Annotated in this window: 7 protein-coding genes; all 7 read right to left on the reverse strand. The window is 73.2% G+C overall.

Annotated features, from left to right (window positions below; translation table 11 throughout):
* A partial coding sequence (locus ACIQOV_RS28550; RefSeq protein ID WP_401053336.1) for a fatty acid desaturase family protein occupies nt 1–457 on the reverse strand: 457 nt, incomplete at its 3' end.
* Nucleotides 458–619: 162 nt separating this feature from the next.
* A complete protein-coding gene (locus ACIQOV_RS28555; protein ID WP_401053349.1) occupies nt 620–967 on the reverse strand; it encodes a cytochrome P450 in 348 nt (115 codons plus the stop codon).
* Entirely contained in the window at nt 955–1,701 is a 747-nt protein-coding gene (locus ACIQOV_RS28560; RefSeq protein ID WP_401053338.1) for a cytochrome P450, read from the reverse strand. The genes ACIQOV_RS28555 and ACIQOV_RS28560 overlap by 13 nt, the downstream gene beginning before the upstream one ends.
* 360 nt (nt 1,702–2,061) lie before the next feature.
* Entirely contained in the window at nt 2,062–2,367 is a 306-nt protein-coding gene (locus ACIQOV_RS28565; RefSeq protein ID WP_401053340.1) for a GNAT family N-acetyltransferase, read from the reverse strand.
* Between the two features lie 154 nt (nt 2,368–2,521).
* Complete coding sequence (locus ACIQOV_RS28570; RefSeq protein ID WP_401053342.1) at nt 2,522–2,974, reverse strand: ester cyclase; 453 nt, start codon at nt 2,972–2,974, stop codon at nt 2,522–2,524.
* A 53-nt stretch (nt 2,975–3,027) separates the two neighbouring features.
* The gene (locus tag ACIQOV_RS28575) at nt 3,028–3,495 is read right to left on the reverse strand and encodes a nuclear transport factor 2 family protein (protein WP_401053344.1); all 468 of its coding nucleotides are present in this window, start codon (nt 3,493–3,495) and stop codon (nt 3,028–3,030) included.
* Between the two features lie 350 nt (nt 3,496–3,845).
* Nucleotides 3,846–4,615, reverse strand: a 770-nt coding sequence (locus tag ACIQOV_RS28580; protein WP_401053346.1) for an amidohydrolase, incomplete at its 5' end; no start/stop codon positions are given.

The following is a 4,615-nucleotide window of genomic DNA, read 5'->3' on the forward strand; positions in this document are numbered from 1 at the left end:
CCCTTGCCCGGTCGGCCTGTTCGGCGGTTCTGGCGAAGAGGATGGCATCGGCGGCCGGGTCGCGGCCCTCGTGGTTCGGGTGGGCGTGGTGCCGGTTGTGGTCGTCGACCCACCAGCCGTAGCTCATGCCGACCACCAGGTTCCCCAGCACGATGCCCACCAGGTCGGTCGTCCGACGGTCGGCGAACACCGCGCGGTGCGCGACGTCATGGCCGAGCAGCGCCAACTGGCCCAGTACGAGGGCGAACAGCGGTGCGAGGCCGAGCTGCCACCAGCTTGCGCCGAGCGCGACGAACCAGGCCAGCAGCCCCGCCAGCGCGGCGAACAGCCCCGCGCTCCGGCACGCGTAGTAGAGCGGGCGCCGACGCAGCAGACCGGCCTGGGCCACGCGCCGGTACAGCTCGGCGAATTCGCCCCGCCGGGCGGTCCCGGCACTCGGAGTGTCCTGAACGGTCATGCCACCAATCCGGTCTCGGGCCGCCACGGCCGGCCGTCGCCGCGCGGCGTGCCCCGGGCAGGGGAGCCCTGAGACTTCCGTACTCCACCGCCCGCTGTCCCGCGCCGCCGGTGAACGCAACCTGATCGAGTGGGTGGCGGGCACGGGTTGACGGTCCGCTGTTCACGGGTCGAGAACCCGTACGGAACGCTGCCCGGGGGAGCGGGCCGGACCGGTCGGCGGCGGGCGGGTTCCGCGAAGATCGACGGGTTGTGGTGGGCCACGTAGGAGCTGAGCAGCACCTGGCTGCCACGCGGCAGGGGTGCGCCCTCCCAGATCGGTCTCGCGGGTACAGGTGCGCAGCAGCACCCAGCCGGGGGGACGGAGACGCAGCGCCTCGGTCAACACCCGGGCCGTGCAGGGCAGGAACGGCAGGTCGGCCCACTCGGCCGGGCGGCCGCCGGGCAGCACCGCGTCGAGTTCCGCCCGCAGGGTGGCCAGCACCTGCGGATGCGTCGTCAGCAGGCGCAGTGTCCAGGAGAGTCGGGAGGCGGTGGTCTCCGAGCCGGCAGGAGCAGCGTGACCACCTGGTCGTGCAGCTCTGTGTCGGAGAGCGTGGAGCCGTCCTCGTCCCGGGCCGCCAGCAGCCCGGCCAGCAGATCGGTGTGCCCGGTACCGTCGGCCCGGCGGTCGCGTACGAGCTCGGCCACCGTCCGCCGCAGGGTGCGTACCGCCGCGTGGTAGCCGGCGCCCGTGGGCAGCATCGGCACCCGCCGCAACGCGCCGGCCAACGCGGTCTCGAAGGCGTGCTGCAGACGGTCGGCCAGCGCGTCCGGCGCCTCGGTGCCCAACAGGCTGCGCGCCACCACCCGCAGGGTGAACCGGTAGCACGCGGGGAAGACCTCGACCACCTCGCCGTCCCGCCAGGAGGCGGCCGGCTGCGCCGCCTCGCGGGTCATCACGGTGGCGTACCCGGCCAGCCGCTCTGGCCGGAACTCCGGCTGCAGCAGCCGCCGTTGGCGTCGATGGTCGGCGTGCGCACAGGTGGCCGGCCCGTTGCCGAGGACCCGGCGGAAGCGCCGGTGGACCGCTCCGCCCTTGTCGAAGGTCCGGTCGTCCGCGTGGACCTGCCGCAGCAGTTCCGGGTGGCAGGGCACCATCGTCCGGTTCGGTCCCAGCCGGACCTCCACCAGGTCGCCGTACCGGGACGGCCGCCCCAGGAGCCCCGTCGGATCCCGTACCAGTGCGGGCAGGTGCCCGAGCACCGGCAACGCCCCGGGCAGAGTCGCGTGGGAGTACGTCGTGGGTGCGGGGTCCCGCGCGGACGAGGAGACCGGATCGGCATAGGTCCGCAGCCGGGCGGCGGGGCGGTTCGGCGCGGCGGCCCAGGGTTCCCCGCTCCCGGGCGGGGTCGCGCGACGGGTCCGACCGCCCTGCCCGGGGACGGCCCCGGCGGCGGATTCCTCACCGGGGACGGGCCGTTGCCCCGGTGAGCGGTCACGCCTGCGAGGACGCGCCGTCGTGGGCCCCCAGCGGAGTGCGAGGCGGTGGAGCGGCGCCACCGCTGATCAGGGCGGGCCGCGGTCGGGGTCCCGCAGACCGCCCGGCGCCTTCGGCCTCGGGGTTCAGAGGCCGAACCGGGCGCGGTGGGTGGCGGGGACGAGGTCGGCGTACTCGGGGTGCTTGGTGATCCAGCCGCGGATGAAGGGGCAGTAGGGGAGGACGGCGAGCTGCTGGTCGCGTGCGGCGTCCAGGGCGGCGCGGGCCAGGCGGCTGCCGAGGCCGCGGCCTTCGAAGCGGGGGTCGATCTCGGTGTGGATGAAGGCGATCTCGTGGCCGGAGCGGTGGTACTCGGCGAAGCCGGCGAGTTCGCCGTCGTCCTGGATCTCGAACCGGGACTTCTCGGTGTTGTCGGTGACGGACTGCTCCATGGTTCCTCCTCGTGCGGTCGGATCGCCTGGTTGGCGCCCCTGACTATAGTTGAAGAATCAACATTTGTCGCGGCTGGCGTGGCGTGGCGTGGCGACGGCTTCGGCGTGCTCGGCTGCCGGCGGTCGGGCGCCGTACCCGTGCTTCCGGAGGTGGTCAGGGGGTTGTGACGGCGGAGGCGAAGTCGGGGTGCACGCCCAGCTGGGCGAGCATGACGCTGAGCCCGACGTAGCAGTTGAATTCCTTGACCTTCCCGTTCTGGACGTACCAGAAGTCGGCGGTGGGGATGCCGAGCCGGGCGCCGGTGGCCCGCACGGTGCCGGCGGGCGTCTCGAAGGGGCCGGTGACGGTGCCCTCGATCGTCAGCTCGACGGCGACCACGTCGCCCATGACGTGGACCCGGTGGAGTTCGCGGTGGATGTCGGGCGCCAGGGCGCCCATGAAGGCGACCTGGTCGCCGAGGTGCTCGCCGCGGTAGCTCTCGCCCGCGACGACGTTGTTGAACACCCCGTCCTCGGTGAACAGGTCGATGAAGCCCTGCACGTCGAGGACGTCGCCCTCGGCCGCGTGGTAGGCGGCCCGGACCACGGCCTCCGCGTCGGTGGTCATCGCACGTCCCCTTCCGTGAAGGCAATCGGATTGTCGCCCGGGGTGTCAGGGCGTCAGGGCTTGCAGGGCCGGGTCTCGGTCCAGTCGACCAGCAGCCGGCGCTCGGCGAAGAACCAGCAGCCGTCCTGCTTGACGAACCGGTCGAGGTAGCGGATGGACGCGATCATGATCGTGCGCTCGTCGTCCGCGCCGGACGAGACGTGGTGCGCCAGGCAGTAGGTCTCGCCCTCGGCCCGGTCCCCGTCGAGGGTCACGGTGCTCTGGCCGTTGAAGTGGGTGGTGGCCCCGTACCGGTTGAGGTCGGCGAAGACCGGTGCGAGGGCGGCGCGTCCGCGCAGCTCCTGGGTCGGTTCGGCGGCCGTGGCGTCCATGTGGACCAGGAAGCGGCTGTCCTCGGTGAACAGGGCCATCTGCCCCCCGGCGTCCCGGCGGTCCGCACAGTGGGCGTAGGCGTCGACCAGTCGGCGGATGGCCAGCCGGTCGGCGGCCTCCTGGGGCGGGACGGCAACGGGGGACGACACATCGGCTCCGATCGTCGCACTGCCTGACACCAGCAGGAGAGCACCGGCGCCGTGGTCCCCGCAACCGGACGAACAGGCGCTGCCGCCCGGCAGGAGCCGCGACCGGGACGACCGGGACGACCGGGACGACCGGGACGACCCGGGACCGCCGGAGCTCCCGTGCGCCCCGCAGAGCGTGCGTCGGGGGGTTCCGGTTGTGGCGATGGCCCCGCGCGGGCAGCGCACCGGCGTCGGACCACGCACCGGCGCCGGACCGCGCCCCGGCCGTCGCGAGCGTGTCGGAGATCGATGGCACGCCCGTTGCCGCCCCCGGGCCCGCAGGTCCGGGGGCGGCGGCGCGGGACGGGCCGTCAGCAGCAGCCGTGCCACTGGTAGTCGGTGGGGACTTCGAGACCGGGAACGGGGTCGTCGGCGTTCGCGTCGCTGTTCGCGTCGGCGACGGAGTGGACGGTGGTGCCCTCCTTGATGGTCTCGGCGACCTTGATGTCCTTGATCTCCTCCGGCGGGACCGTCAGCGGGTTCGCGGAGAGGATCACCAGGTCGGCGAGCTTGCCGACCTCGATGCTGCCCTTGCGGTCCTGTTCGAAGTACTGGTGGGCGGCGTTGATGGTGATGGACTTGACCGCGTCGAGGGCCGACACGCACTGCTCGGGTCCGAGGACGACCTGGTCGGTGCGGGTGCGGCGGGTGACCTGGCTGGAGAGGATGGCGATCGAGTTGGGCAGGGCGACCGGGGCGTCGTGGTGCGAGGTGTAGATCATCCCCCGGTCCACGGCCCAGCGGGCGGGGGAGATGGTGGCGGCCCGCTCCGGTCCGAGGACGGTCTTGCGGTACCAGTCGCCCCAGTAGTAGGTGTGCATGGAGAAGAAGGACGGGATGACGCCCAGGTGGTCGAAGGCCTCGACCTGCTCCTTGCGGGCGGTCTGGGCGTGGATCGCCACCGTCCGCCGGTCGCCGGGGCCGGCCTCCCGGGCGGCGGTGCCGACCGCCTCGATGAACTGGTCGATCGCGGCGTCCCCGTTGACGTGGGCGAGCACCTGCCAGCCCCTGGCGTACGCGGTGCGCACCTGGTCGTCGGCCTCGGCATCGGCGCGGTCTTCGGCGCGATGACCAACCTGAT

The organism is Kitasatospora sp. NPDC091257 (assembly GCF_044757675.1).
Classification (GTDB): Bacteria; Actinomycetota; Actinomycetes; order Streptomycetales; family Streptomycetaceae; genus Kitasatospora; species Kitasatospora lactacystinica.

What these genes read in the sequence shown, in the direction of transcription:
- ACIQOV_RS28570 (WP_401053342.1), bottom strand. Translation starts at nt 2,974, where the DNA reads ATGACCACCGACGCGGAGGCCGTGGTCCGGGCCGCCTACCACGCGGCC.
- ACIQOV_RS28565 (WP_401053340.1), bottom strand. Translation starts at nt 2,367, where the DNA reads ATGGAGCAGTCCGTCACCGACAACACCGAGAAGTCCCGGTTCGAGATC.